This window comes from Luedemannella helvata (genome assembly GCF_039528415.1).
In the GTDB taxonomy this organism is placed as follows: Bacteria; Actinomycetota; Actinomycetes; order Mycobacteriales; family Micromonosporaceae; genus Luedemannella; species Luedemannella helvata.
In genome coordinates this window covers 24,694-47,770 of sequence record NZ_BAAALS010000019.1, presented here as the reverse complement: position 1 = coordinate 47,770, position 23,077 = coordinate 24,694, and the positions used below count along the sequence as shown (strand labels likewise).

The window sequence follows — 23,077 nt, the reverse complement described above, 5'->3', positions numbered from 1 at the left end:
AGAAGATCAGGCGCGACACTCGTAATCGACCGTCGTCGGGCTCTGCCCGAACATGTAGGACTGCACTGCCACGGGATCCACGATCGCATTGAGGACGCGGACCGGCTCCTCGGTCACCACGCCGTCCAGAATGCGGAACGAACGGACCTCCGCCGGACCCGGCTCGCGCGTGGAGACCAGCAGGTAGTGGGCGTTCGGCTCACTCGCCAGATTGATGTCCGTGCGCGACGGGTAGGGTTCGGTCGCGGTGTGCGAGTGGTAGATGACGACGGGTTCCTCGTCCCGGTCGTCCATCTCGCGCCACACGCGCAGTTGCTCCATCGAGTCGAAGCGGTAGAAGGTGCTCGACCGTTCCGCGTTCTCCATGGGGATGTGCCGCTGCGGGCCTTCCTGCCCGATCGGCGCGGCCACGACACCGCACGCCTCGTCCGGGTGGTCCCGACGGGCGTGGGCAACGATCGCCTCAAGGATCCCCGCGTCGATGCTCAGCACGCAGCCAAGGCTACCTTGCGGTTGTTGATCAAGTAACCCTAGTCCATCAGGGCATCGACGAGCGATCCCTGCAGACCGGTCAGATAGCCGTAGACGGCCAGCTGGCGCACCCGCTGCGAGGTCGGGTCGGCCGCCACCGCGTCGTCGATCTCGGTCTCAAAGTCGGTGTCATCCCGGATGTCCAGTCGCAGGCCCAGGGCCAGGCGCATGTCCGTGAGCCCGCGCACCCACGTGTCAGCGGCCTCCTCGGTGAGGCGTACGTCACCGCCGTCGCGCGGCAGGTCCGCGATCATCTCGCCGAACGCGGTGAGTTTGGCCGCCCGCAGGTCGTCCTCCGTCAGCTCCCGCATCTCGGCGGCGGCCTCGGGGTCGTCGCGGTACATGTCCGGCAGCAGCCGGGCCACCACCGGGTCGTCGCGGTCGGGCTCGTCCCCGAGCATCTCGGTCAGCTGCACCGCGAACTGGCGCAGCACGAGCGCGGCCTCCCGGTCGAGGTGCGCCACCAGCTCGGCGCCGTCGCGATAGAACATCACTACTGCTGGTCCACGGTGGCCCACAGCCCGTACCCGTGCAGGGCCGAGGCGTCGTGCTCCATCTTCTCGCGCGCCCCCGACGAGACCACCGCCTTGCCCTTGTGGTGCACGTCCAACATGAGGCTCTCCGCCTTCTCCCGGCTGTACCCGAACAGCTTCTGGAAGACCCAGGTCACGTACTGCATCAGGTTGACCGGGTCGTTCCAGACGATCGTGACCCAGGGCCGGTCGGCGCCGGGCACCTCGTCGACATCGGGTGTCTCGGTCGGCACCGCGAGTGGAGTCGCCACGCCCCCATCCTATTAACCGCCGGGCGCTCCCGCCCGCGAGAGCAACGCCGATGTGATCGAACGGGAGTACTGGCTGCTCACGCCGTCCGGAACGCCCGTCTGGGCGGGGATGCCGTGCCGGCCCAGATGCAGGCCCATGCCGCCGTGCGGATCCAGCTCCAGGTGCATGCCCACGCCGGTCGGCACCTTCGCGCGCGGCGGCAACACCACCACAGGATGTACGCCCACCTGGGCGCTGCCCGGGCCCACCAGCCCGCGCGGGATGCCCCCGAGGCGCTCGTCGATCACCGCGACCACCCGCGGCCGGGTGCGCCCGCTGCGGTGGCGGGTGTCGACGAGGGCGCGCAGCGAGGCGCCGAGCAGCTTCGCGTGGCGGCGGCTGTGCACCGGGCCCCCGTCGCGCGACACCAGCGGCAGGGCGCGCGCGTGCGGCAGGTCGGCCAGCCAGCCCCAGTCGTCGTCCGGCACCGGGGCGACCGCCGCCACCAGCGACAGGTCGTCCGGCGCGTACAGGACCGCCAGTTGGGTCACCACGCGCCGCAACAGGCCGGCCGCCAGCGCGGGCTCGCCGCGCACCGCCAGCGTGTCGAGGGCGCCCACCTTCACCGCCACCGGCCCCGGCGGCGTGCCGTGCCGCCAGCCCACCCGCACCATCAGCTCGTTGTCCTTGCCGACCGTGGCAGACCCGGGCCGGCCCTGCCGGGCCAGATGGGAGACCGCGAGCGGGTCCAGCCCCACCCAGCCCACGTCCGGGTCGCCGAACGGGTCGCGCCACGGCTCGGCGGCCGTACGCACCTGCAGCAGCGTCGAGCGCACCGACACCACGTCGCCGGGCCGCAGGTCGCAGCCCTCGTCCGCGGGCAGCCCGTTGACCCGGGCCGGCCCGAACGGCGCGAGCCGCAGCCCGCCGGGCGTCAGATCGACCCGGGCGTCGTGCCCGCCGCCGGACAACTGCAGGCCGGTCTCCGGCACGATGAGCACCTCGCCGGCGCCCGGTCCACCGATCACCGCCAGGACGGGCGGCGGCGTGACGACGCTGGACCGCAGCAGCGGGCTGCCGGCCAGGGACGCGGGGCCGGTCGACTCGTGCGGCAACGACCGGGGCAGCGGTGGTGGGCCGGGGGCCGGCCGGGTCGACGGCGCCTCGGCGCCCGGGAGCAGGTCGGCGAGCGCGGCGACGAACGCCGCGCAGCTGGCGTAGCGCCGGTCGGCCGTCTTCGCCATGGCGCGGGCGAACACGCCGTCGACCTCCGGCGGCAGGTCCGGCCGCAGGTCGCGGATGCGTGGCGGGGGCAGGGTCAGGTGCGCGGCCATCATGGCCACCTGGCTGTCCCGCGGGTAGGGCGGCTGCCCGGTCAGGCACTCGTACGCCACGCACGCCAGGGCGTACTGGTCGCAGCGCCCGTCGAGCGGTTCGCCGGTGAGCTGTTCGGGCGCGCAGTAGGCGACCGTGCCCACGAACTCGCCGGTCGCCGTCAGCCGGTCGGTGTCCCCGACCCACTTGCTGATGCCGAAGTCCGTGATGTACGACCGGTCGTCCGGGGCCACGAGCACGTTGCTGGGCTTCACGTCGCGGTGCACGATCTGCTCGGCGTGCGCCATGTCGAGGGCACCCGCGATGGGCGTGAGGAGCGCGACCGTGCGCGCCAGCTCCAGCGTGCCGGCCCGCTCGATGACGGCCGCCAGGTCGGCCCCCTCGACGTACTCCATCGCCAGGTACAGCAGGCCGTCCGCCTCGTCGGCGGTGTAGATCGTGACGATGTGCGGGTGTCGCAGCTTCGCGGCGGACAGCGCCTCCAGGCGCAGCCGCTTGCGGTAGACGGGATCGCTCGCGTAGTAGCGGTGCAGGACCTTCACCGCGTCGACGCGGTCGAGCATCCGGTGCCGGCACAGGTAGATCTCTCCCATGCCACCGGCTCCCAGGCGCTGCAGAACCTCGTATGCGGCGAACTGGACGCCGGGCGCGAGCTCGGCATCACCGTCGCCGCCCGCGCGGTGTCGGCTCACGGCGAGCGGCCCTTCACTGAGTCTGTCCAGGATGAACCAGGGGTGCGGAGCAGTCCGTGCGAGGCCGGTCGCGCTCGTTGGGTACACGCGCCGCCACGGTCGGTGGTTGAGCTGAGCCACCGAGTGTACGGGTTCCGCGTCGGGGCGTGGGGGTTGGGCATCACAGATCCGATCCGTTCGCCCGCCGTCGGTGACCACCTAGGCTGGAACCGTGACACGCCCTGACATCGCCCTGCTGACGGACCATTACGAACTGACGATGGTGAGCGCCGCCCTCCGCGACGGAACCGCCGAGCGGCAGTGCGTCTTCGAGGTGTTCGCGCGCCGCCTGCCGCCCGGCCGCCGGTACGGCGTGGTCGCGGGCACCGGCCGGCTGCTCGACCTCGTCCGCGAGTTCCGGTTCACCCCGGAGGAGATCGAGTTCCTCCAGCGGACCGGCGTTGTCGATGAACCGACAGCGACGTGGTTGGCCGACTACGAGTTCACGGGCGAGATCAGCGGGTACGCCGAGGGAGAGCTGTTCTTCCCCGGCTCCCCGATCCTGACGATCGCCGGCACGTTCGCCGAGTGTGTGGTCCTGGAGACGCTGATCCTGTCGGTCCTGAACCACGACTGCGCCGTCGCGGTCGCCGCCGCCCGCATGGTCACCGCGGCGCGCGGGCGGCCCATCATCGAGATGGGCAGCCGCCGCACCCACGAGGAGGCGGCCGTGGCGGCGGCCCGGGCGGCCTATCTGGCCGGCTTCGCGTTCACCTCCAACCTGGCGGCCGGGCACCGGTACGGCATCCCGACCGCCGGGACGGCCGCGCACGCCTTCACGCTGCTGCACCAGGACGAGCCGGCCGCCTTCGCCGCCCAGGTCGCCGCGCTGGGCAAGCAGACGACGCTGCTCGTCGACACGTACGACATCTCCCAGGGCATCCGCAACGCCATCGAGGTCGCCGGGCCGGCGCTGCGCGCGGTACGCATCGACTCGGGCGACCTGTCCGTGCTCGCCCAGCAGTCGCGCGACCTGCTGGACTCCCTGGGCGCGACCGACACGAAGATCATCGTCTCCGGGGACCTCGACGAGTACGCCATCGCGGCGCTCGCCGCCGAGCCGGTCGACATCTACGGCGCCGGGACGGCGGTCGTCGTCGGCTCCGGCGCCCCCACCGCCGGCCTGGTCTACAAGCTCGTCGAGGTCGACGGGCGGCCCGTGGTCAAGCGCTCCGAGAACAAGGCCACGGTGGGCGGGCGCAAGACAGCCGTACGCCGGCACAAGCCGACCGGCACGGCGACGGAGGAGATCGTGGTCTCGCAGGGGACCGTTGATCCCGCCCCGCACGACCGTCCGCTGCAGCGGGTCTTCGTCCGCGACGGCAGGGTGGTGCCCGACGTGCCCACGCTGGAGCAGTCCCGCGATCATCTGCGACAGTGCCTGATCTCCATCCCGTGGGAGGGCCTCAAGCTGTCCTCGGGCGACCCCGCTATCCCGCTTACCGTCATCCCGGCCCGTGCCTAGGAGGCTGCTGTGACCCGCGCGCTCATCATCGTGGACGTGCAGAACGACTTCTGTGAGGGCGGCTCCCTGCCCGTGACCGGCGGCGCGGCCGTCGCGGCCGGCATCTCCGCCGCGCTGCGCGCCGGGGAGGGCCGCTGGGACCACGTGGTGGCCACGAAGGACTACCACGTCGACCCGGGCGCCCACTTCGGCAACCCGCCCGACTACGTCAACTCCTGGCCGGTGCACTGCGTCGTCGGTACGGGCGGCGTGGAGTTCCACCCGGCCCTCGACACCGACAGGATCGAGGCCGTCTTCGAGAAGGGCCAGCACGCCGCCGCCTACTCGGGCTTCGAGGGCCACGCGGGCAGCATCGGCCTCGCCGCCTGGCTGCGGATGCGCGACGTCGACGCCGTGGACGTGGTCGGCATCGCCACTGACCACTGCGTACGGGCAACCGCCCTGGACGCGGCGGCGGAGGGCTTCGACACGACGGTCCTCCTGGACTACACGGCCGGCGTCGCTGCCGAGACGACGGAGGCTGCCCTGTCGGCGATGCGCCAGGCGGGCATCGCCCTCCGCTAACGCCAAGCTGCGGCGGGAACCGGCCCCACAGGGGCTGATTCCCGCCGCAGCTGAATGCGATGGAAGGCTAGCGTTCGCCGGCCGTTTTGCCGCTGGGCGGTTCGTCCGTCGTGGCCGGGGCCGTGCTCACCGCGTCCCTGGCGTGGATGCTCAGGGTCGCCTCGCGGGACGTGTCCACGGCCATCTCGGGGAACTTCGCGTCGAACGCCGGCCGCTCGGAGCGGATGCGCGGCATGCGGTCGAAGTTGCGCAGCGGGGGCGGGGACGACGTCGCCCACTCCAGCGAGTTGCCGTGGCCCCAGGGGTCATCCGCCGTGACGACGCGCCCGGTCGTGTAGGACTTCCACACGTTCCACAGGAACGGCAGCGTCGAGATACCGGTGATGAACGCGCCGACCGTGGAGATCATGTTGAGGGTGGTGAAGCCGTCGGACGCCAGGTAGTCGGCGTACCGCCGGGGCATGCCCTCCGTACCCAGCCAGTGCTGCACCAGGAACGTCATGTGGAAGCCGATCGTGGTGAGCCAGAAATGCACCTTGCCCAGGCGTTCGTCCAGCATGCGTCCGGTCATCTTCGGGAACCAGAAGTACACGCCCGCGTAGACGGCGTACACGATGGTGCCGAAGAGCACGTAGTGGAAGTGGGCCACCACGAAGTACGAGTCGGAGACGTGGAAGTCGATCGGCGGGGCCGCCAGCAGCACGCCGGACAGGCCGCCGAAGAGGAACGTCACCAGGAAGCCGATGGAGAACAGCATCGGCGTCTCGAAGGTGAGCTGCCCTCGCCACATGGTGCCGATCCAGTTGAAGAACTTCATGCCGGTCGGCACGGCGATGAGGAAGCTCAGGAAGCTGAAGAACGGCAGGAGCACCTTGCCGGTGACGAACATGTGGTGCGCCCACACGCTCATGGACAGCGCGGCGATGGCGATCGTGGCGCCGACCAGGCCCTTGTAGCCGAAGATCGGCTTGCGGGAGAAGACCGGGATGACCTCGGAGACGATGCCGAAGAACGGCAGCGCCACGATGTACACCTCGGGGTGCCCGAAGAACCAGAACAGGTGCTGCCAGAGCATGGGCCCGCCGGTGGCCGGATCATAGACGTGCGAGCCGAGTTGCCGGTCGGACAGGAGCGCGAGCAGCGCGGCCGCCAGGATCGGGAACACCATGAGGACGAGCAGGCTCGTGACCAGGATGTTCCACGTGAAGATCGGCATCCGGAACATCGTCATGCCCGGCGCGCGCAGGGTGAGGATCGTGGTCATCATGTTGACCGCGCCCAGGATCGTGCCGAGGCCGGAGATCACCAGACCGACGATCCACATGTCCGCGCCCGGGCCGGGCGAGTTCTGCACGTTGGACAGCGGCGTGTACGCGAACCAGCCGAAGTCCGCCGCCCCGCCGGGCGTGATGAACCCGGCGACCGTCAGCGTGCCGCCGAACAGGTACAGCCAGTACGCCAGCGAGTTGAGCCGAGGGAAGCTCACGTCCGGCGCACCGATCTGCAGCGGCACGATGTAGTTCGCGAAGGCGAACAGCACCGGCGTCGCGAACAGCAGCAGCATGATCGTGCCGTGCATCGTGAAGAGCTGGTTGTACTGCTCCGGGGAGAGGAACTGCATGCCCGGACTGAACAGCTCGGCGCGCATGAGCAGCGCCATGATGCCGCCGATCATGAAGAACACGAACGACGTGACCAGATACATCAGGCCGATCTGCTTGGCGTCCGTCGTCCGCAGCAGGCGCGCGAAGGCCGAGCCTTTGACCGGCTGGTGAACCGGCCATGGCCGGGTCACGATCGGCTTCGGTGCAACCGTGGTCACTCGGGGCCTCCTGGTCACCTGGCTTACAAGATCTGTGGCGTACCTCGGACGCAGAATAATCCCTCCCCGTCACACGCGTACCACGGGGTCACGGGACGCGCCCGCACGGAATGCGGGAGGTGGTCCACGGCCCCGCCGGCGACGGCCCCGCGCCGGGCGATACGACGCGTTTCAGCGAGCTTGAAGATGTTTCGTCAACGACAACGAGACCTTCGGACGAATCCATGCCCTTAACACTGGCGTAACGTCCCCGGGACTATCACCTCGGGAGGGATGCGGCATGCGCGTACGAGGATACCCAGCAGCCGCTCTGTGCTGGGTCGACCTGTTCTGCCCGGATCCGGCGAGCGTGACGGATTTCTACGGTGAGCTGCTCGGCTGGACGGCGACGGGCGGCCCGGGCGCCGGGCGCCTCGACTTCCGCCTCGGTGACCTGGTCGCCGCGGGTGCGACCGCGTCGGACGGCGGGCCCGCGGCCTGGGTGGTCTTTGTGAGTACGGACGACATCGAGGCCACCGCAGCGGCAGTGGCCTCGGCCGGCGGCCGCGTCGTGTCGCCGCCCGCCGAAGTCGGCACCCGGGGGCGCGCGGCCATCTGCGCCGACCCGCAGGGCGCGGTCTTCGGGCTGTGGCAGCGGACCACCTTCCCGGGCACGCAGGTGCACCGCGAGCCCGGCGCCCCGTCGTGGGGCGAGCTGTGGACCCGCGACACCGCCGGCGCCACCGCCTTCTACAAGGAGGTCTTCGGCTGGTCGGTGCGGGCCGGGGAGCTGGCCGCGTCGGTCGACTACGGCGAGTTCTACACGGCCGGCCGCACGGTCGGCGGGCTGGTCGCGATCACGGACGACATGCCGGCCGCCCTGCCGCCCCGCTGGGGCATCACTGTCGAGGTGGCCGACTGCGCGGCGGCGGCCCGGCGGTGCGGCGAGCTCGGCGGTGCGGTCGCGTTCCGGCCGATGTTCCTGGGCGTGGGGACGGCCGCGTTCCTGGTGGACCCCCAGGGCGCCCTCTTCGGCGTTTTCGAGCCGATTCCGGAGCTTCTCGACACCACCCACGCCGCACTGTAACTTCGCCCAGGCTGGCCAAGGTTTGCCCGGTACGGGCACAATGACAGTGATCATCCACCTCACCCCGAGGGACGCTATGGACCGACCGGACTGGGCACCTGAGGAGATCGACATAGAGCGCCCGAGCGCGGCGCGCATGTACGACTTCTACCTCGGCGGCAACCACAACTTCGCGGCCGACCGGGCCGCGGTGGAGCAGATACGCGCGGTCATCCCGGACGTGGAGGTCGGCGCGCGGGCCAACCGTGCCTTCCTGCGCCGGGCCGTGCGGTTCCTGGCCGAGTCCGGGATTCGCCAGTTCCTCGACATCGGGTCGGGCATCCCGACGCTCGGCAACGTCCACGAGATCGCCCAGCAGGCCGACCCCACGGCCCGGGTCGCCTACGTCGACATCGACCCCGTGGCGGTGGCGCACAGCCGCAAGATCCTCGCCGGCAACGGCAACGCCACGGCCATCCAGGCGGACGGCCGCCAGCCAGAGCGCGTTCTCGCCGACCCCGAGGTGCGCGCGTTGCTCGACTTCGACAGGCCGATCGCTGTCATGCTGGTGGCCATGCTGCACTTCGTGTCGGACGATGAAAACCCGGCCGGCATCCTGCGCACCTTCCACGACGCCGTGCCCTCCGGCAGCTATCTGGTGCTCAGCCACGGCTCGCCCGACAGCCGGCCGCAGGAGGGGGCCGCCGGCCAGGCGGTCTACAACCGCACCGCGAACCCGCTGACGCTGCGCACCCGCGCCGAACTCACCGCGCTGTTCGACGGCTTCGCCCTCGTGCCGCCGGGCGTGGTGTGGGTGCCCGAGTGGCGCCCGGACTCCCCCGACGAGGTGGGCGAGCACCCTGAGCGAACGGGCGTACTGGGCGGGGTGGGGCGCAAGGAATGACCGACAGCGCACCGGGTTCGCCCGGGGTGGCCGCCTTCGCCCGAGCCTGGACGAAGGCGATCACGGGCACCTGTTATGTGCCGCTGACGGTCGCTGAGGTGGAGCAGTACCTGGGCGGGCTGACGGAGCGGCTCGCGGCCGCGCTGCGCCAGGAGCCGTTCTCGCCCGGGATCGGACACGACATCGGCACCGAACTGGTGGCCGCCGACTTCACGGCGGCCGAGGCACTCGGGCGCACCATCGAGGTGATGCAGCTGCGCCTGCTGCGCGACCTCGGCGCCACCACGCCCGAGGACGCCGACCGGATCGGGCGGCTGCTGGGCTCGCTGGCCACCGGGTACGCGAAGGCCATCCGCGATCGCACGCTCGACGAGCAGGAGACGATCCGACAGGCGGCCCTGGTGGCGCGCGTGCAGGCCGAGCAGGCGCTACGGGCCAGCGAGGCCCGCTTCCGGCACCAGGCCACGCACGACCCGCTGACCGGGCTGCCGAACCGGGCCCTGTTCGCGCACCGCCTCGCCGAGGCGCTGGGCGGTGACGGAGGCGGCCAGGTCGGGATCTGCTTCATCGACCTTGACGGCTTCAAAGTGATCAACGACAGCCTCGGTCACGGCGTCGGCGACCGCCTGCTCGTCGCGATCGCCTCCCGGCTGGGCCAGCAGGTCGCCTCGCACCGCCACCTCGTGGCCCGGATGGGCGGCGACGAGTTCGTGATCCTGGTCACCGACCCCACCGACACGGACGAGCTGATCGCGATCGCCGACGAGGTGCTCGTCTCCATCGCGGAGCCGGTCCACATCGACGGCCACGAACTCGCCGTCACGGCCAGCATCGGCATCGCCCAGTCGCCCGCCGCGGGCGCCAACCCGACCGACCTCATGCGGGCGGCGGACATCACGCTGCAGTGGGCGAAGGCGGCCGGCAAGGGCCGATGGGCGCTGTTCGACCCGGCCCGCGACGACCTGGAGATCGCGCGCTACGCCCTGTCGGCCCAGATGCCGGCCGCCCTCGAACACGGCGAGTTCGTCGTGGAGTACCAGCCCATGGTTTCGCTTTTCGAGGGGACGCTGGTCGGGGTCGAGGCGCTGGTTCGCTGGCGCCACCCCAAGCTGGGCCGGCTGCAGCCGGGCGAGTTCATCCCGCTCGCTGAGGAGACGGGCCTGATCCTCCGGCTGGGCTATGCCGTCCTTGAGGAGGCCTGCGAGCAGGCCGCCCGGTGGTGGCCCGAGCCGAAGCCGGAGGGCTTCATCAGCGTCAACCTGGCCGTCCGGCAGGTGCACGACCCGGCGCTCGTCACCAAGGTGTTCGACGTCCTCGACCGCACCGGCCTGGATCCGGCGCGACTCCAGCTGGAGATCACGGAGAGCTCCATCATGGGGACGGACACCGAGCCGATCGCCGCGCTGCGCGAGCTCGCGGCGCGCGGGATCCGCATCGCCATCGACGACTTCGGTACGGGCTACTCCAACCTGGCGTACCTGCGCCGCCTGCCCGTACGGGAATTGAAGATCGCGGGCGAGTTCGTGACCGGCCTGCGCGCGACCGACGCGGCGGGCAACCCGACCGACGAGCGCATCCTCGCCACCCTCGTGTCGCTGGCCCACACCCTGGGCCTCACGGTCACGGCCGAGGGGGTCGAGACGACCGCCCAGGCCGAGCGGCTGCGCGCCATCGGCTGCGATGCGGCCCAGGGCTGGCTCTACGGGCGCCCCGGCTCGGCGGGCGCGATCGGCGACCTCGTGGGCGCCGGGTCGGGTCTGGCCTGATCAACGCCACCACAACATTGATCAGGCCAGACCCCTGGAGACCCCATTCCCGGCGGCCCGGTCCGACGCCACCACGTCATCGGACGGGCCCGCACCGCGGGATATCGGTCCCCCACGGAACAAGTCTCAGGTGTCCCCGCGGGTTCGCTCAGCCGACGAGAGCCAGATCCGCGTCCGGGGACGGTTCGGTATCGATGGCGGCGATCTCGCCGCCGGCCCGGTCCAGCGCGGCCAGCAGCTCGTCGTCCGCGCCGACCAGCAGCAGGCACTTGTCGGGCGCCGACAGCAGCGAGCCGGGACCCTTCAGCGCCGCGGCGAGCGCCTCCACGTCGGTCACCGTCGCCGCCACGAGGTTGACCACGACAATGTTCGCCGTACGCGCGACGGACGTCATCTCGTCCGCCAGCCGCTCCACAGCGGACGCGGACAGGACGCCGGCCGGCCGGAGGACAGCGGTCATCCACATGTCCTCATTGTTCGCGATAGTCATGCCAGGGCTCCTCACTGGTGGGCTCGGCTGCGACGATCAACCGCGTTCGCCTAGCGCGCTTGTCATTTCCCGTCATCGTGTACACCAAACCCCCGCTCCATCTGTATTGGAGCTGGGAATCAGCCGAGAGTGGTAGATGAGACGGCGGGTGTGCGATCCACGACACGGCGTTACGATCGGGACTCCCGAGCGCTGGAGGCCGCATGGTGACGCCCAACGCCCGCACTATTCTTGAGCAGCAGGTCACGGCCGGTAAGGTGGTCCAACTCGCCACACTGGACGGCGACGGGTCGCCGTACGTGTGCAATGTCTGGTTTGCGAGTGCCTTCACTCCGGACCGCCTGTGGTTCATCTCCCGACCCAACCGGTTCCACTGCGCCAACATCCGCACCGATGCACGTGTCGCGGGTGCGATCCTGGCCATCGAACTCGACGCCCTCGGCCAACCGGTCCAGGGCGTTGCGTTCAAGGGCACGGCCCGCGAGCTACCCACTACCGGCATCAACGAGCAGATCCAGCATTACGTCACGCGGTGGCCGAAGGCGGCCAACGCGATCGACCCCGAGCGGCTGGCCAACGGCGAGGCTCACCACCGGGTCTACGAGATCTCGGTGGCGAGCTGGGTGCTCTACGACGAGGCCAACTTCGGCAGGGACCCGCGCCAGGAAGTGAGTGTCCGCTAACCGAAGCGCGGCGGCTGGTTCGTCGCCTCCAGCACGGTCATCCACAGGTCGCCCTCCGGATCGACCTGGTTGCGGGAGCTGATCGCCAGCGCCATCGGGATATGGACGAACCGGCCGTGCCACCGGCCGACGACCATCTCCGTACGGCCTGCCATGGCCGCGTGCACGGCGGCGTGGGCCAGCCGGATGCAGTACACACTGTCGTACGGGTTGGCGGGCACGCTGCGGATGGCGTAGCTGGGGTCGATGTACTTCAGGTTGACCTCGGTGTCGGTCTCGGCGAAGTAGTCGAAGATCCGTTTGCGCAGGTAGACGCCGAAGTCGTGCAGCTTGCGATTGCCCGACGCGTCCGAGCCCTGCGGTTCGTGCTGAAGGTACTCCTGCCCGGCGCCCTCCGCGACCACCACAACGGCGTGCCCGCGGCGGGTGACCCGGGCACGCAGGTGGCTGAGGAAGCCGTTGTCACCGTCGAGGGCGAACGGCACCTCCGGGATGAGCACATAGTCGGCGTCGTTGTTGGCCAGCGCCGCGTAGCAGGCGATGAAGCCGGAGTGCCGCCCCATCAGCTGCACCAGGCCCACGCCGTTGGGCACGGCCCGCGCCTCGACGTGCGCGGCCCGGATCGTCTCGGTCGCCTTGCCGAACGCCGTCTGGAACCCGAAGCTCTGGTCGATATAGGGGATGTCGTTGTCGATCGTCTTCGGCACCCCGATAACCGCGATCTTGCGCCCGCGCTCGGCGATCACCTCGGCGATGCGCAGCGCGCCCCGCATCGACCCGTCACCGCCGATGACGAACAGCACGTTCAGGCTGAGCTGCTCCAGGCAGTCCACGATCTCGTAAGGGTCCTGCTGGCCGCGCGACGTGCCCAGGATCGTCCCACCGTACTCGTTGATGCCGCTGACCACCTCCGGCGTGAGGTCGACGACGGCCCGCCCGTACTTCGCGACGAACCCCTGATAACCGTTCCGGAACCCATAGATCCGTTGTACGCCGTACCGGTTGGTGAGTTCGAGCACGATCGCCCGGATCACGTCATTGAGGCCGGGGCACAGCCCGCCGCACGTCACGATGCCCACCCGCGTCTTGGACGGGTCGAAGAAGATGCGCCCCCGCGGACCGCCCGGCTCGAAGCCCGGCAACTCCTCCGCCCCCACCCCACGGCCGGCCACCATCGTGCGGGTGTCGTCGAACAGGACCACGTCGGTCTCGTCCACATAGTGCAATGTGGACCGACGGTTCTGGACCAGCGTCCCGAGGGGCGAGGAGATCCGGCAGGTGCCAAGGGTCTTCACCGAGAGGTCCAGCGAGTCGGTCATAGGCGAACCGTGCAACATCGTTCGCGAGCGCGTCAAGCGCCTCCGGAGGCTGAGACGAGGTAGCAACGCGGCCGAAATCGGCCGGTCACGACGAGGGGCCGGGGCGTCCGCCCCGGGCCCTCTGAGTCGTGCCGGTCAGCCGCGGCCGGACAGCTCCACGACCGTGATGACGATCCGCTTGCCCGGCGCCACCTTCGTGCCGGCCTTGATGGACTGCTTGGTCACCTTCCAGTCCGGTTGAACCGGTACGCCGGGACCGTCGAAGTCCACATTGGTCAGACCCGCGTCCTCCAGGATCCTCTCCGCCTCACGGACGGACTTGCCGACGACGTTCGGCACGGTCACGGTGGGCTTGGGCGACGCGGTGGAGGTCGCGTCACCACCGCCCGGCGCGGCCGTCGACCCCGGCCCGGCCGTCGAACCCGGCCCGGCCGTCGAACCCGATCCTGACGACGGACCCGGCGCCGCTGTGGCGGGCGCGTCCGTGGCGCCCGCGGTGGTGTCCGCGCCCGCGGTGGTCCCCGAGCCCGCCGTGGTGTCCGCGCCCGCCGTGGTGTTCGGGGTCGCGCCGCCCGGGGCCGCTGTGCCGCCGGCCGCACCGGTGGCGCCCGCGCCCGGCGTGCCCCCGGCCGTGGGGGCCACCGTGACCGTGGCGCCCGGCGTGACGGGCGCGCTCGCCTCCTTGTCGTCGTCGAACCAGGTGACGAACCCGAGCCAGCCGCAGAGCAGGCACAGCAGGAGCAGCAGCAGGAGGAGCAGCAGAAGCAGCCACCGCCGGCGCCCCTTCTTCTCCTCCGGCTCGCCAGGAGCCGCCGGCGCAGCGCCGCCTCCAGCGGCCGGCGCGTCGGCGCCGCCCGTCGGGGCATCGTCGCTGCCGCCGGTCGGAGCGTCGTCGGCGCCGCCCGTCGGCGCGTCGGCGGCGGCGTCCTTCGGGGCGTCCCCGTCAGACCTCGCGGCAGCCGCCGTCGCCCCCGCGGCCGCAGCCGCGGCGACGACCGGAGCAGCCGTCGCCGACTCCGTGTCGCCGCCGTCGTCAGCCGGCACGCCGTCGTCAGCCGGCACGCCGGTGTCAGCCGGCACGCCGGTGTCAGCCGGCACGCCGGTGTCAGCCGGCCCGCCGGTGTCAGCCGGCACGCCGGTGTCGACCGGCACCTCGGTGTCGACCGGCACGTCGGTGTCAGCCGGTACGTCGGTGTCAGCCGGTACGTCGGTGTCGACCGGCACGTCGGCAGCCGCTCCGCCGTCACCGGGTGCTGCGGTCGTGGCGCCGTCTGCGGCCGTGTCCGGGTCGGCGGCGGCCGCAGCCGCACCAGCTGCCGCACCGCCGGCCGGGGCCGCCAGGTCCCTCGTCTCATCGGCCGGGGCGTCGACGTCGTCTTCATCGTCGTCGAACTCGTCGGCCGCGAACGCCGCCCCGCCGGCCGCCGCCGCGGCGGCCGCACGTGCCCGACGGCCGCGCAGGAAGCGGCCACGGACGTCGCGCGGCGGGATCCGCCGGCCGGTGGCGGTCACGGAGGCCGGCATCGCCGGCTCGGGTCCTTCGTCCTCCTCGGTGCGCTGTTCGCCGCCGTCGGCGGCAGCCTCCTGAGGCGCGGCGCCCGTCGCGGCCTCCGGTCCGGGTGCGGTCTGCGGCCCGGCCGGCGCCTGAGGTTCGACCGGCGTGGTCACGGTCGTGTCGGGCTCGGCGTCCGGGCCAGGTGTCGTGGGGGTCTCAGGGTCAGGAACGCTGTCGGCGGATGCGGCCTGCGGTTCCGCCTCTCGCCTCGAAAGCTCGGGGGGCCCCTCGAGCGGCCCGCTGAGGTGGGGGTTGGTCACGGAAGCCTCTCAGGTCCTCAGTGCACGGATAGCACCGGGACATGATGTCGCTTCCCCTCGACACGGTCACCCGCCCACCAGTCGAAGCCGCACGTCCGAACGGATACCACCCGTACGGACAGACATCGATAAAGGCGGGTTCCGGCGACACCGGCCGATGGCTATCCTGGACCAGCGAAGCCTTGTTACGCAGGGTTCCTGGGGAGTAACACACGGTGGCCCGGGCCATTCGGCCCGGGCCACGGTGTGTTCATCTACAGAGGATTACTACGACAGTACGCAGCTCACCGTCGGTGCGGTGGTGGTGCCGCTGCCGATGAACCCGAACGCTGTGCTGGCCCCGCCACCCAGGGTGCCGTTCCAGTTGGCGTTCTTCACCGTCGTCGTGGAGCCACTCGACGATCCCGTGCCGCTCCAGACCTGCGTGATGGTCTGGCCGCTGGGCGAGGTCAGTGTGGCTGTCCAGGCGTTCGTGGTCGACGACCCGTTGTTCTTGACGGTCACTTCGCCCTGGAAGCCGTTGCCCCACGAGTTCACCGTCTTGTAGGTCGCGACGCAGGCGCCGCCGTTGTTGTTGCCGCCGGTCGTCGCCGGCGCACCGGTGGTCGGGCCGGCCGTGGTGCCCGGGGCCCGCGTGGTCGGGCCGGCCGTGGTCACCGGAGCCCGCGTGGTCGGGCCGGCCGTCGTGACCGGAGCCCGCGTGGTCGGCGCCGCCGAGGTCTGCCCACCGCCGGTGCCGATGCCGGTCACCTCACCGTTGCCGCCGTCGAACACCACGTCGGAGCAGCCGAAGAAGTTCTCGTTGCTGTCCGAGCGCACCCAGCGGGAGTAGATGATGTGGCGGCCGCTCTTGCCGGACGGCAGGTTGCCCGACCAGTAGTAGTGACCCTCGTTGCTGCCGACCGAGCCGTTCTGCGGCGGGTTCGTGATGGTCAGGAACGGCGTGGACTCCAGGTCGCTCCACTTGAGCGGAGAGGTGGGGTTGAAGCCGTCCCGCGTCACGTACATGTAGAACGTGCCCGGGTGGTGGGCCCAGTTGCTGTACTTCCAACTGAAGCCGGCGCCGGCCGTGAGGTGCGTGAGGGGCCAGTCGTTACGCGCGGCGTCGTACGCGGCGAACGTCGGGTTACCGCCGGAACACAGCTGCCCGTCGGAGATGAAACCCGTCGTACGGCCGCCCGCGTCCGAGCGCAGCACGCCGAACCAGTTGTAGAGGGGGGTCGTGCCGCCGGCCGCGACGGCGGCCGCGCAGGCGGGGTTCTTGGGCTGGATGTCACCCTGCGGGGTGACGCCATCCAGCCAGCAGTTGTACGTGCGGGCACCGGGCCGCATCATGGCCCCGTGCGCGAGCGCGCCCGACGGCGTCAGCACCGTCAGCGCGGTAGTCGCCAACACAGTTGCGGCCGAAAGCACTGCGAGCCGCTGTCTGATCCGCATCAGACTCTCCTTCCTTGCCCGGCTGCCCTCAGGGACGGGACAGTCCGGGATTGCGTGCCGAGTGGCTATCGCGGTCGCGCTTCCGGTTCTTCGGTGGCCAGCCGGCGCGGCGCGGTCGAAGGTGCGAGGGGAACTCGTGACGCCCGGCAGGCACGGCCGGACATCGCCGCCGCATCGGCTCCCAGGCGGGGCGGATACCGGGTGTCCCAGCCCGAGAGACGCCGCGGCAGGAACTTATTGCAGCATCCATACCGTTGATAGAGCAATAAACATGGGTCTATCACGGGTCTCACCAGGTCTGGCCGGGGAAACTTTCACCTCGATAGCGGGCCGGTGATCGCGCCATCACGGCGCGTGTCGACCTGCGGAAACCCTCGGACAGCACGACGACGGGGCCGGTCGTTGCCGACCGGCCCCGTCTCTTCGCCGGTGAGCGCTACGGCGAGACAGTGACGCCGGGACGCAGGGCCCGACGGTGATCGACCGTCCGCAGCGCGCCGGTGAGGCGGGCCTTGACGGTGTGCCGGATGTCCACGCTGGACGCGCCGAGGCGCAGCTCCACATCGCCCGGCTCGACGACGCGCCGGCCGTTGAGGCCGACGAACGAGCACAGGTCGGCCGGCACAGTGAACGTGACCTGCCGCGCCTGGCCGGCCTCCAGCGCCACCTTGGCGTACCCGATCAGGCGGATGACCGGACGGGTCACCTGCGCCACGGCGTCGTGCAGGTACAGCTGGACGACATCGGCGCCGGCGCGCTCGCCCGTGTTGCGCACCGTGACCGACACGGAGACGCTGCCGTCGGTCGGCCAGTCGAGCCGCTCGCTCTCCTCCGCCGACCACTCGAAGGACGTGTACGCCAGGCCGTGCCCGAACGGGTACACCGGGGTGGGGTCGACCGAGCTGACATCGGAAAGGTGGCCGAGCTCCGGGGCGAGGTACGTGGCCGTCGAGTCGGGCGTGCGCGGCACGCTCACCGGCAGCCGCCCGGACGGGCTGACATCGCCGGTGAGGACGCGCGCCACGGCCGGTCCGCCCTCCTCGCCCGGGAAGAAGGCCTGCACGGTCGCGGCGAGCCGGTCGGCGTAGGCGCCCAGCGCGTAGGGGCGTCCGGTCAGCAGGACCAGGACCACCGGCTTGCCCGTGGCGAGCAGCTCCTCCAGCAGCTCGCCCTGAACCCCGGGCAGCGCCAGGTTGGCCGCGTCGCAGCCCTCGCCGGAGGTGCCCATCCCGAACAGGGCCGACCGGTCGCCGAGTGCGGCCACGATGACGTCCGCGTCGCGCGCGGCGGCGACCGCGGCGGCGAAGCCCGACCGGTCGTCGGTGTCCACCCCGCAGCCGGCCTCGTGGGTCACCGTCAGGTCCGCCTCGCGCAGGGCCGTCAGAAGCGTCGGTACGGGCACCCCGTCCGGGTACTCCGGGAACTGGCTGGCCACGTGGCGCGGGAACGTGTAGCAGCCGAGCATGGCGTCGGCGGTGTCACTCTGGGGGCCGACGAGCGCGACCCGGGCGCCCGCCCGCAACGGCAGCGCGCCGTCGTTGGCGAGCAGCACCACGGACTCCTCGGCGATCCTGCGGGCCAGCGCCCGGTCGGCCGGCGGGTCGAGGTCGACGACCGGGTCCGCTTCGCCGGCCAGCACCGGGATCGGCGCCCAGTCGGGGTCCAGCAGGCCCAGCTCCACCTTCTGCAGCAGCACCCGGGTGACCGCGCGGTCGATCAGCGACTCGGGGACCTCGCCCCGTTGAATCGCTTCGACGAGGGGCTCGCCGAAGCACCGGATGGACGGCAATTCGACATCGACCCCGGCGGCGAGCGCCAGCCCGGCCGCGCTGCCCCGGTTGTCGGCGATGTGGTGCAGCATCTCCAGGAAGCTCACGCCGAAGTAGTCGGCGACGACCGTGCCCTCGAACCCCCATGTGTCGCGCAGCAGGGTGGTGAGCAGCTCGACGCTCGCCGCAGCGGGCACCCCGTCGATCTCGGCGTACGAGTGCATGACGGAGCGGGCCCCGCCCTCGCGCAGTGCCATCTCGAACGGCGGCAGGTAGACGTCGGCCAGCTCGCGCGGACCGGCCGAGACGGGGCCGAAGTTGCGCGCGCCGCGCGAGCCGGAGTAGCCGGCGAAGTGCTTGAGGGTGGCGATGACCCCGGAGCGCTCCAGGCCCCGCACGTACGCGGTGCCCACGGTGCCGACGAGGTACGGGTCCTCGCCGATCGTCTCCTCCGTGCGCCCCCAGCGGGCGTCGCGGGTGACGTCGAGGACGGGCGCCAGACCCTGGTGAATGCCCAGCCGCCACATGTGCGCGCCGACCCGGTACGCCATCTCCTCAACCAGATCGGGGTCGAAGCTGGCGCCCCACGCCAGCGGCGTGGGGTAGACGGTGGCGCCCCAGGTCATGAAGCCGTTGAGGCACTCCTCGTGGACGACGGCGGGGATGCCGTGCCGGCTGTTGGTCGTCACGTCGGCCTGCAGGCGCTCCAGCGCGCGGGCGCCCTCCAGCGGATCGGTGGGCGCCGTGCCGAACGGCCGGGTGAACTGTCCGAGGCCGTCGCGGATGACGTCGGGCCACTCGTACGACGACGGGGCTAGCTCGTGCTGGTGAGGCACCACCGCGTCGCCGTCAGCGCGCACGCCCACCCAGACCGAATACAGCTGGGCGATCTTCTCCGCCAGCGTCATCCGGCCGAGCAGGTCAGCGACCCGCTCAGCGGCCGGCCGCGTGTGGTCACGCCACGGTGACCCGCCGTCCAGCGGGGACGGGGCGAGAACGCGCTCGTCGGCTGCGGCCGGGATGGTTTCCGCCGCCGATTGGCCGGCGCTTCCGCTCATGGTGGAGCCTCCTGATCATTGCGATCCGACAACTTCCGATACTTCTCCAGAAAGTTTGCCGCCTCGCACGCGCTAAAGTTCGCCTCACGGTAGCGTCCGATGTCGAGATGCGATAGGTCTTGACCCAAGGTTCACGTGGCCGTAGCGTGCGCCACATTGTTCGAAGCTATCGGGCCCGATCCCGAAAGTTTCGCGGCAACATCCCAAAAGTCACACCGCCCCCGTTCCACCTGATTCAGCACCCAGCAACACCCCTGCTCCGCCCCCGCCATTTACCGATATGGGCCGTCGCCATCCGGCAACGGCCTCCTCGAAAGGGACGGCACATGACCACCCCAAACCTGTCCCGTCGTACGTTCCTCGGCGCCGCCGGCGCTACCGCCGGCGCGCTGGCGCTCAGCGCTTGCGGCTCGGACGACGAGACTCCCCCCGCCGATGACAACTCCCCGCAGACCATCAACTGGTGGCACATTCAGACCACCGAGCCCGGTCTGACGCAGTGGGCCACCATGGCGAAGGCCTACGAGGCCGCTAACCCCAACGTGAAGATCAACATCACGCCGCTGGAGAACGAGGCCTTCAAGGCCAAGCTCACCACCGCCGGGCAGGCGGGCAACCCGCCGGACCTGTTCCAGTCGTGGGGTGGCGGCGTGCTCTCCCAGCAGGTCGACGCCGGCCTGGTGAAGGACCTCTCGGACTCCACCAAGGCGTGGACCGGCGACCTTCTGCCGGCCTCCCTGCAGCCGTACACGGTTGAGGGCAAGCTGTACGGCATCCCGTGGGACGTCGGCATGGTCGGCTTCTGGTACAACAAGGACCTGTTCGCCAAGGCCGGCATCACCGCCCCGCCGACGACGTGGGCCGAGTTCCTGACGACCGTGTCGACGCTGAAGAGCAAGGGTGTCACGCCCATCGCGCTCGCCGGCAAGGACAAGTGGCCCGGCCACTTCTACTGGGCGTACCTGGCCATGCGTACCGCGGGCCTGGACGCGCTGAAGGCGGCGGCGGAGAGCAAGGACTTCAACACCCCGGACTTCATCCAGGCCGGCGCGCACCTCAAGGCGCTCGTCGACCTGCAGCCGTTCCAGAAGGGCTTCCTCGCCGCGCAGTACGACAAGCCGGGCGGCCAGGCGGCGAACATGGGTAACGGCAACACCGCGATGGAGCTCATGGGCCAGTGGGCGCCGGTGACCCAGACGTCGTCCTCCGCGAGCGGCAAGGGCCTCGGCGACAAGGTCGGCTTCTTCACCTTCCCGGCGGTTGACGGCGGCAAGGGCTCGGCGACCGACGCGTTCGGTGGCGGCAACGGCTTCTGCATCGGCAAGAACGCTCCGCCGGCCACGGTGGACTTCCTGAAGTTCCTGCTCAACACCGAGAACCAGCGCACGGCTGCGGGCAACGGCACCCTGCCGACGAACAAGTCCGCGTCTGACGCGATCAAGGACCCGAACATCACGACCGTCTCGACGACCCTCGCCTCGGCGACGGGCTTCCAGCTGTACCTCGACCAGGCGTTCCCGCCGGCCGTGGGCGCTGAGGTCAACGACGCCGTGGCGGCGCTGATCGCCGGCCAGAGCACCCCCGAGAAGGTCGTGCAGGCCATCACCCAGGTTGCGAAGTCCCAGTAACAATGTCGGTCTCCGCAACATCCCTACCCACCACGACGCCGGAGCCGGAGGACCTGTCGGGTCCTCCGGCTCGGCCGCGATCACGCCTGCGTGGCTATCTGACCGTCGCGGCCTTCATGCTTCCCGCGCTGGTGCTGTTCGGCCTGATGGTGCTCACGCCCATCGTGCTCGCCGCGTACAACAGCATGTTCAAGTGGAACGGTTACGGGGCCCCCACAAACTTCATCGGGTTCGAGAACTTCACCAGGTTGTTCCAGAACCCGGTGTTCATCGACGACCTTAAGCACGGTGGCATCCTCATCGTGCTGTCGCTGGTCATCCAGCTGCCGCTCTCGCTGGGCCTGGCCATGCTGCTCAACCAGAAGCTGCGCGGGCGGGCCGTGTACCGGGTGCTGTTCTTCGCCCCGTACGTGCTGTCCGAGGTCATCACGGCCGTGCTGTTCAATCTGGTGTTCGCGCCGGAGATCGGCCTGGCCGACTACCTGTTCAACCTGGTGGGCGTCGAGGTCGAGACATCCTGGCTGGGCGACTCGAACATCGTCCTCTACCTGTTGTTCTTCGTGATCACCTGGAAGTACTTCGGCTTCTACATGATCCTCTTCCTGGCCGCCCGCCAGGGCATCCCGCACGAGCTGCATGAGGCGGCGGCCACCGAGGGCGCCAGCAGCTGGGAGATCTTCCGCAAGATCACGTTGCCGCTGCTCGGGCCGACCATCCGGATCAGCGTCTTCCTGTCCGTCATCGGCACCCTGCAGCTGTTCGACCTGGTCTGGGTGCTCACGGGCGGTGGACCGAACCACTCGTCCGAGACGATGGCCGTCACGATGTTCGAGATCGGCTTCAGGCGCTATCAGGTGGGTTACGCGAGCGCGATCAGCATCGTCATGTTCGTGTTCAGCCTGATCTTCGCCCTGCTATACCAGCGGTTCGTCCTGCGCCGCGACACCGAGGGAGCTATCACGGTCATGCGAGACTACCGATGAACGGCGACATGGTGGGTTCCAAGTCACGCCTCAAGTCGGTGTGGCTGCACATCATCTCGATCTTCGTCGCGGCATTCATCGTCGTGCCGATCGTGTTCGGTGTGCTGGGCGGTTTCAAGACCAACGGTCAGCTCTCCACGAACCCGCTGGGCATACCCAAGCCGTGGGTGTTCGACAACTACGCCGAGATCCTCGGGTCCGTGCACTTCTGGACCCCGATGCGCAACAGCCTGCTGGTCGCGCTCGGCACGGTGGTCCTCGTGGTCGGGACGGGGGCCGCCGCGGCGTACGTCTTCGCGCGGTTCGCGTTCCGCGGCCGGGAGTTGTTCTTCACCCTCTTCTCCGTGGGGCTGATGTTCCCGTTCGCGGTCGCGATCCTGCCGCTGTTCGTCCTCCTGCGGGAGATGGAGCTGCTGGACAACCCGCTGGGCGTGATCCTGCCCCAGGCGGCGTTCGGCCTGCCCATTACCATCATCGTCCTTCGGTCCTTCTTCCGGCAGATCCCGGTGGAGGTCGAGGAGGCGGCGACGATCGACGGCTGCGGGGCCTGGGGCTTCTTCTGGCGCATCCTGCTGCCGATGGCCCGTCCGGCCCTCGCGACCGTGTCGGTGCTGGCGATCGTGGCCAGCTGGAACAACTTCATGCTTCCGCTGGTTGTCTTCACCGACCCGAGCTGGTGGACGTTGCCCATCGGTGTGCAGCAGTTCCAGAGCCAGTACGCGACGGACGTCGCGAAGATCCTCGCTTACGTGGTTATCGCGATGATTCCCGCGCTGATCTTCTACGCGGTTGCCGAGCGCCAGCTGATCGGTGGCCTGACCGCGTCGGACTCCAGCAAGGGCTAGGTCCACCGATACGGACTACTCCGGATCGAAAACTATCGGGATACACTCTGGCTTAGGTGGTCAATTAACCCCCTGACCAGCAGGTGATGGAGGAAAGATGCCGGGAAAGGCCACCCGCGGCCG

General features: G+C 70.3%; 18 protein-coding genes and 1 pseudogene. 9 read left to right on the top strand and 10 right to left on the bottom strand.

The window, feature by feature from the left end; all coding sequences use genetic code 11:
• Nucleotides 1-6: 6 nt before the first annotated feature.
• The 4 genes from ABD191_RS19090 to ABD191_RS19075 are packed head-to-tail and all read right to left on the bottom strand — an operon-like array spanning nucleotide 7 to nucleotide 3,322.
• Nucleotides 7-492, bottom strand: coding sequence for a M67 family metallopeptidase (locus ABD191_RS19090; protein ID WP_344083591.1), 486 nt, complete (start codon nucleotides 490-492; stop codon nucleotides 7-9).
• Between the two features lie 38 nt (nucleotides 493-530).
• Nucleotides 531-1,022 carry a DUF2017 family protein gene (locus tag ABD191_RS19085; protein WP_344083588.1) on the bottom strand — a complete coding sequence of 164 codons (492 nt, stop codon included), beginning with the start codon at nucleotides 1,020-1,022 and terminating at the stop codon, nucleotides 531-533.
• 2 nt (nucleotides 1,023-1,024) lie between these two features.
• Entirely contained in the window at nucleotides 1,025-1,315 is a 291-nt protein-coding gene (gene clpS / locus ABD191_RS19080; protein ID WP_344083585.1) for an ATP-dependent Clp protease adapter ClpS, read from the bottom strand.
• Nucleotides 1,316-1,327: 12 nt separating this feature from the next.
• Nucleotides 1,328-3,322, bottom strand: a complete 1,995-nt coding sequence (locus tag ABD191_RS19075; protein ID WP_344083582.1) for a protein kinase domain-containing protein — start codon at nucleotides 3,320-3,322, stop codon at nucleotides 1,328-1,330.
• 211 nt (nucleotides 3,323-3,533) lie between these two features.
• Here ABD191_RS19075 and ABD191_RS19070 point away from each other — a divergent pair, with 211 nt between their 5' ends.
• Entirely contained in the window at nucleotides 3,534-4,826 is a 1,293-nt protein-coding gene (locus ABD191_RS19070; protein WP_344083579.1) for a nicotinate phosphoribosyltransferase, read from the top strand.
• Nucleotides 4,827-4,835: 9 nt separating this feature from the next.
• Nucleotides 4,836-5,390 (top strand): isochorismatase family protein, encoded by a 555-nt coding sequence (locus tag ABD191_RS19065; protein ID WP_344083576.1) that lies wholly within the window; start codon nucleotides 4,836-4,838, stop codon nucleotides 5,388-5,390.
• Nucleotides 5,391-5,556: 166 nt separating this feature from the next.
• Here the strand turns inward: ABD191_RS19065 and ctaD are convergent.
• Nucleotides 5,557-7,212: pseudogene (ctaD, locus tag ABD191_RS19060) on the bottom strand (aa3-type cytochrome oxidase subunit I); the annotation flags it as partial.
• A 280-nt stretch (nucleotides 7,213-7,492) separates the two neighbouring features.
• Between ctaD and ABD191_RS19055 the strand changes: the two are divergent.
• The 3 genes from ABD191_RS19055 (at nucleotide 7,493) to ABD191_RS19045 (ending at nucleotide 10,927) form a co-directional block, all read left to right on the top strand.
• A complete protein-coding gene (locus tag ABD191_RS19055; protein ID WP_344083573.1) occupies nucleotides 7,493-8,278 on the top strand; it encodes a VOC family protein in 786 nt (261 codons plus the stop codon).
• Nucleotides 8,279-8,354: 76 nt separating this feature from the next.
• The gene (locus tag ABD191_RS19050) at nucleotides 8,355-9,161 is read left to right on the top strand and encodes an SAM-dependent methyltransferase (protein ID WP_344083570.1); all 807 of its coding nucleotides are present in this window, start codon (nucleotides 8,355-8,357) and stop codon (nucleotides 9,159-9,161) included.
• A complete protein-coding gene (locus tag ABD191_RS19045) occupies nucleotides 9,158-10,927 on the top strand; it encodes a putative bifunctional diguanylate cyclase/phosphodiesterase (RefSeq protein WP_344083567.1) in 1,770 nt (589 codons plus the stop codon). Before ABD191_RS19050 ends, ABD191_RS19045 begins: the two co-directional genes overlap by 4 nt.
• 148 nt (nucleotides 10,928-11,075) lie before the next feature.
• Here the strand turns inward: ABD191_RS19045 and ABD191_RS19040 are convergent, their stop codons facing one another.
• Entirely contained in the window at nucleotides 11,076-11,387 is a 312-nt protein-coding gene (locus ABD191_RS19040) for a hypothetical protein (RefSeq protein ID WP_344083564.1), read from the bottom strand.
• Nucleotides 11,388-11,620: 233 nt separating this feature from the next.
• On the opposite strand from ABD191_RS19040, the gene ABD191_RS19035 reads away from it, so the two are divergent.
• The gene (locus ABD191_RS19035; protein WP_344083561.1) at nucleotides 11,621-12,100 is read left to right on the top strand and encodes a pyridoxamine 5'-phosphate oxidase family protein; all 480 of its coding nucleotides are present in this window, start codon (nucleotides 11,621-11,623) and stop codon (nucleotides 12,098-12,100) included.
• On the opposite strand, the gene ABD191_RS19030 is transcribed toward ABD191_RS19035, so the two are convergent.
• From ABD191_RS19030 to ABD191_RS19015, 4 genes are all read right to left on the bottom strand, one after another.
• The gene (locus tag ABD191_RS19030) at nucleotides 12,097-13,419 is read right to left on the bottom strand and encodes an ATP-dependent 6-phosphofructokinase (protein WP_344083558.1); all 1,323 of its coding nucleotides are present in this window, start codon (nucleotides 13,417-13,419) and stop codon (nucleotides 12,097-12,099) included. The genes ABD191_RS19035 and ABD191_RS19030 overlap by 4 nt on opposite strands.
• A gap of 135 nt (nucleotides 13,420-13,554) precedes the next feature.
• Complete coding sequence (locus ABD191_RS19025; RefSeq protein ID WP_344083555.1) at nucleotides 13,555-15,087, bottom strand: PASTA domain-containing protein; 1,533 nt, start codon at nucleotides 15,085-15,087, stop codon at nucleotides 13,555-13,557.
• 414 nt (nucleotides 15,088-15,501) lie between these two features.
• Nucleotides 15,502-16,671, bottom strand: a complete 1,170-nt coding sequence (locus ABD191_RS19020; RefSeq protein WP_344083552.1) for a lytic polysaccharide monooxygenase — start codon at nucleotides 16,669-16,671, stop codon at nucleotides 15,502-15,504.
• Nucleotides 16,672-17,107: 436 nt separating this feature from the next.
• Complete coding sequence (locus tag ABD191_RS19015) at nucleotides 17,108-19,498, bottom strand: beta-xylosidase/alpha-l-arabinosidase (RefSeq protein ID WP_344083549.1); 2,391 nt, start codon at nucleotides 19,496-19,498, stop codon at nucleotides 17,108-17,110.
• A 326-nt stretch (nucleotides 19,499-19,824) separates the two neighbouring features.
• On the opposite strand from ABD191_RS19015, the gene ABD191_RS19010 reads away from it, so the two are divergent.
• The 3 genes from ABD191_RS19010 to ABD191_RS19000 all read left to right on the top strand — a co-directional run bounded on the left by ABD191_RS19010 (nucleotide 19,825) and on the right by ABD191_RS19000 (nucleotide 22,954).
• Complete coding sequence (locus ABD191_RS19010) at nucleotides 19,825-21,126, top strand: extracellular solute-binding protein (protein WP_344083546.1); 1,302 nt, start codon at nucleotides 19,825-19,827, stop codon at nucleotides 21,124-21,126.
• 116 nt (nucleotides 21,127-21,242) lie between these two features.
• On the top strand, nucleotides 21,243-22,109 hold the full coding sequence (locus tag ABD191_RS19005; protein WP_344083543.1) for a carbohydrate ABC transporter permease: 867 nt from the start codon (nucleotides 21,243-21,245) through the stop codon (nucleotides 22,107-22,109).
• The gene (locus ABD191_RS19000) at nucleotides 22,106-22,954 is read left to right on the top strand and encodes a carbohydrate ABC transporter permease (RefSeq protein ID WP_344083540.1); all 849 of its coding nucleotides are present in this window, start codon (nucleotides 22,106-22,108) and stop codon (nucleotides 22,952-22,954) included. Before ABD191_RS19005 ends, ABD191_RS19000 begins: the two co-directional genes overlap by 4 nt.
• Nucleotides 22,955-23,077: the final 123 nt, after the last annotated feature.

Coding starts and splice junctions, on each gene's coding strand:
- ABD191_RS19085 (WP_344083588.1), bottom strand. CDS start 1,022: ATGTTCTATCGCGACGGCGCCGAGCTGGTGGCGCACCTCGACCGGGAG.
- ABD191_RS19055 (WP_344083573.1), top strand. CDS start 7,493: ATGCGCGTACGAGGATACCCAGCAGCCGCTCTGTGCTGGGTCGACCTG.
- ABD191_RS19050 (WP_344083570.1), top strand. CDS start 8,355: ATGGACCGACCGGACTGGGCACCTGAGGAGATCGACATAGAGCGCCCG.
- ABD191_RS19045 (WP_344083567.1), top strand. CDS start 9,158: ATGACCGACAGCGCACCGGGTTCGCCCGGGGTGGCCGCCTTCGCCCGA.
- ABD191_RS19040 (WP_344083564.1), bottom strand. CDS start 11,387: ATGACCGCTGTCCTCCGGCCGGCCGGCGTCCTGTCCGCGTCCGCTGTG.
- ABD191_RS19035 (WP_344083561.1), top strand. CDS start 11,621: ATGGTGACGCCCAACGCCCGCACTATTCTTGAGCAGCAGGTCACGGCC.
- ABD191_RS19030 (WP_344083558.1), bottom strand. CDS start 13,419: ATGACCGACTCGCTGGACCTCTCGGTGAAGACCCTTGGCACCTGCCGG.
- ABD191_RS19020 (WP_344083552.1), bottom strand. CDS start 16,671: ATGCGGATCAGACAGCGGCTCGCAGTGCTTTCGGCCGCAACTGTGTTG.
- ABD191_RS19015 (WP_344083549.1), bottom strand. CDS start 19,498: ATGAGCGGAAGCGCCGGCCAATCGGCGGCGGAAACCATCCCGGCCGCA.
- ABD191_RS19010 (WP_344083546.1), top strand. CDS start 19,825: ATGACCACCCCAAACCTGTCCCGTCGTACGTTCCTCGGCGCCGCCGGC.
- ABD191_RS19005 (WP_344083543.1), top strand. CDS start 21,243: ATGCTTCCCGCGCTGGTGCTGTTCGGCCTGATGGTGCTCACGCCCATC.
- ABD191_RS19000 (WP_344083540.1), top strand. CDS start 22,106: ATGAACGGCGACATGGTGGGTTCCAAGTCACGCCTCAAGTCGGTGTGG.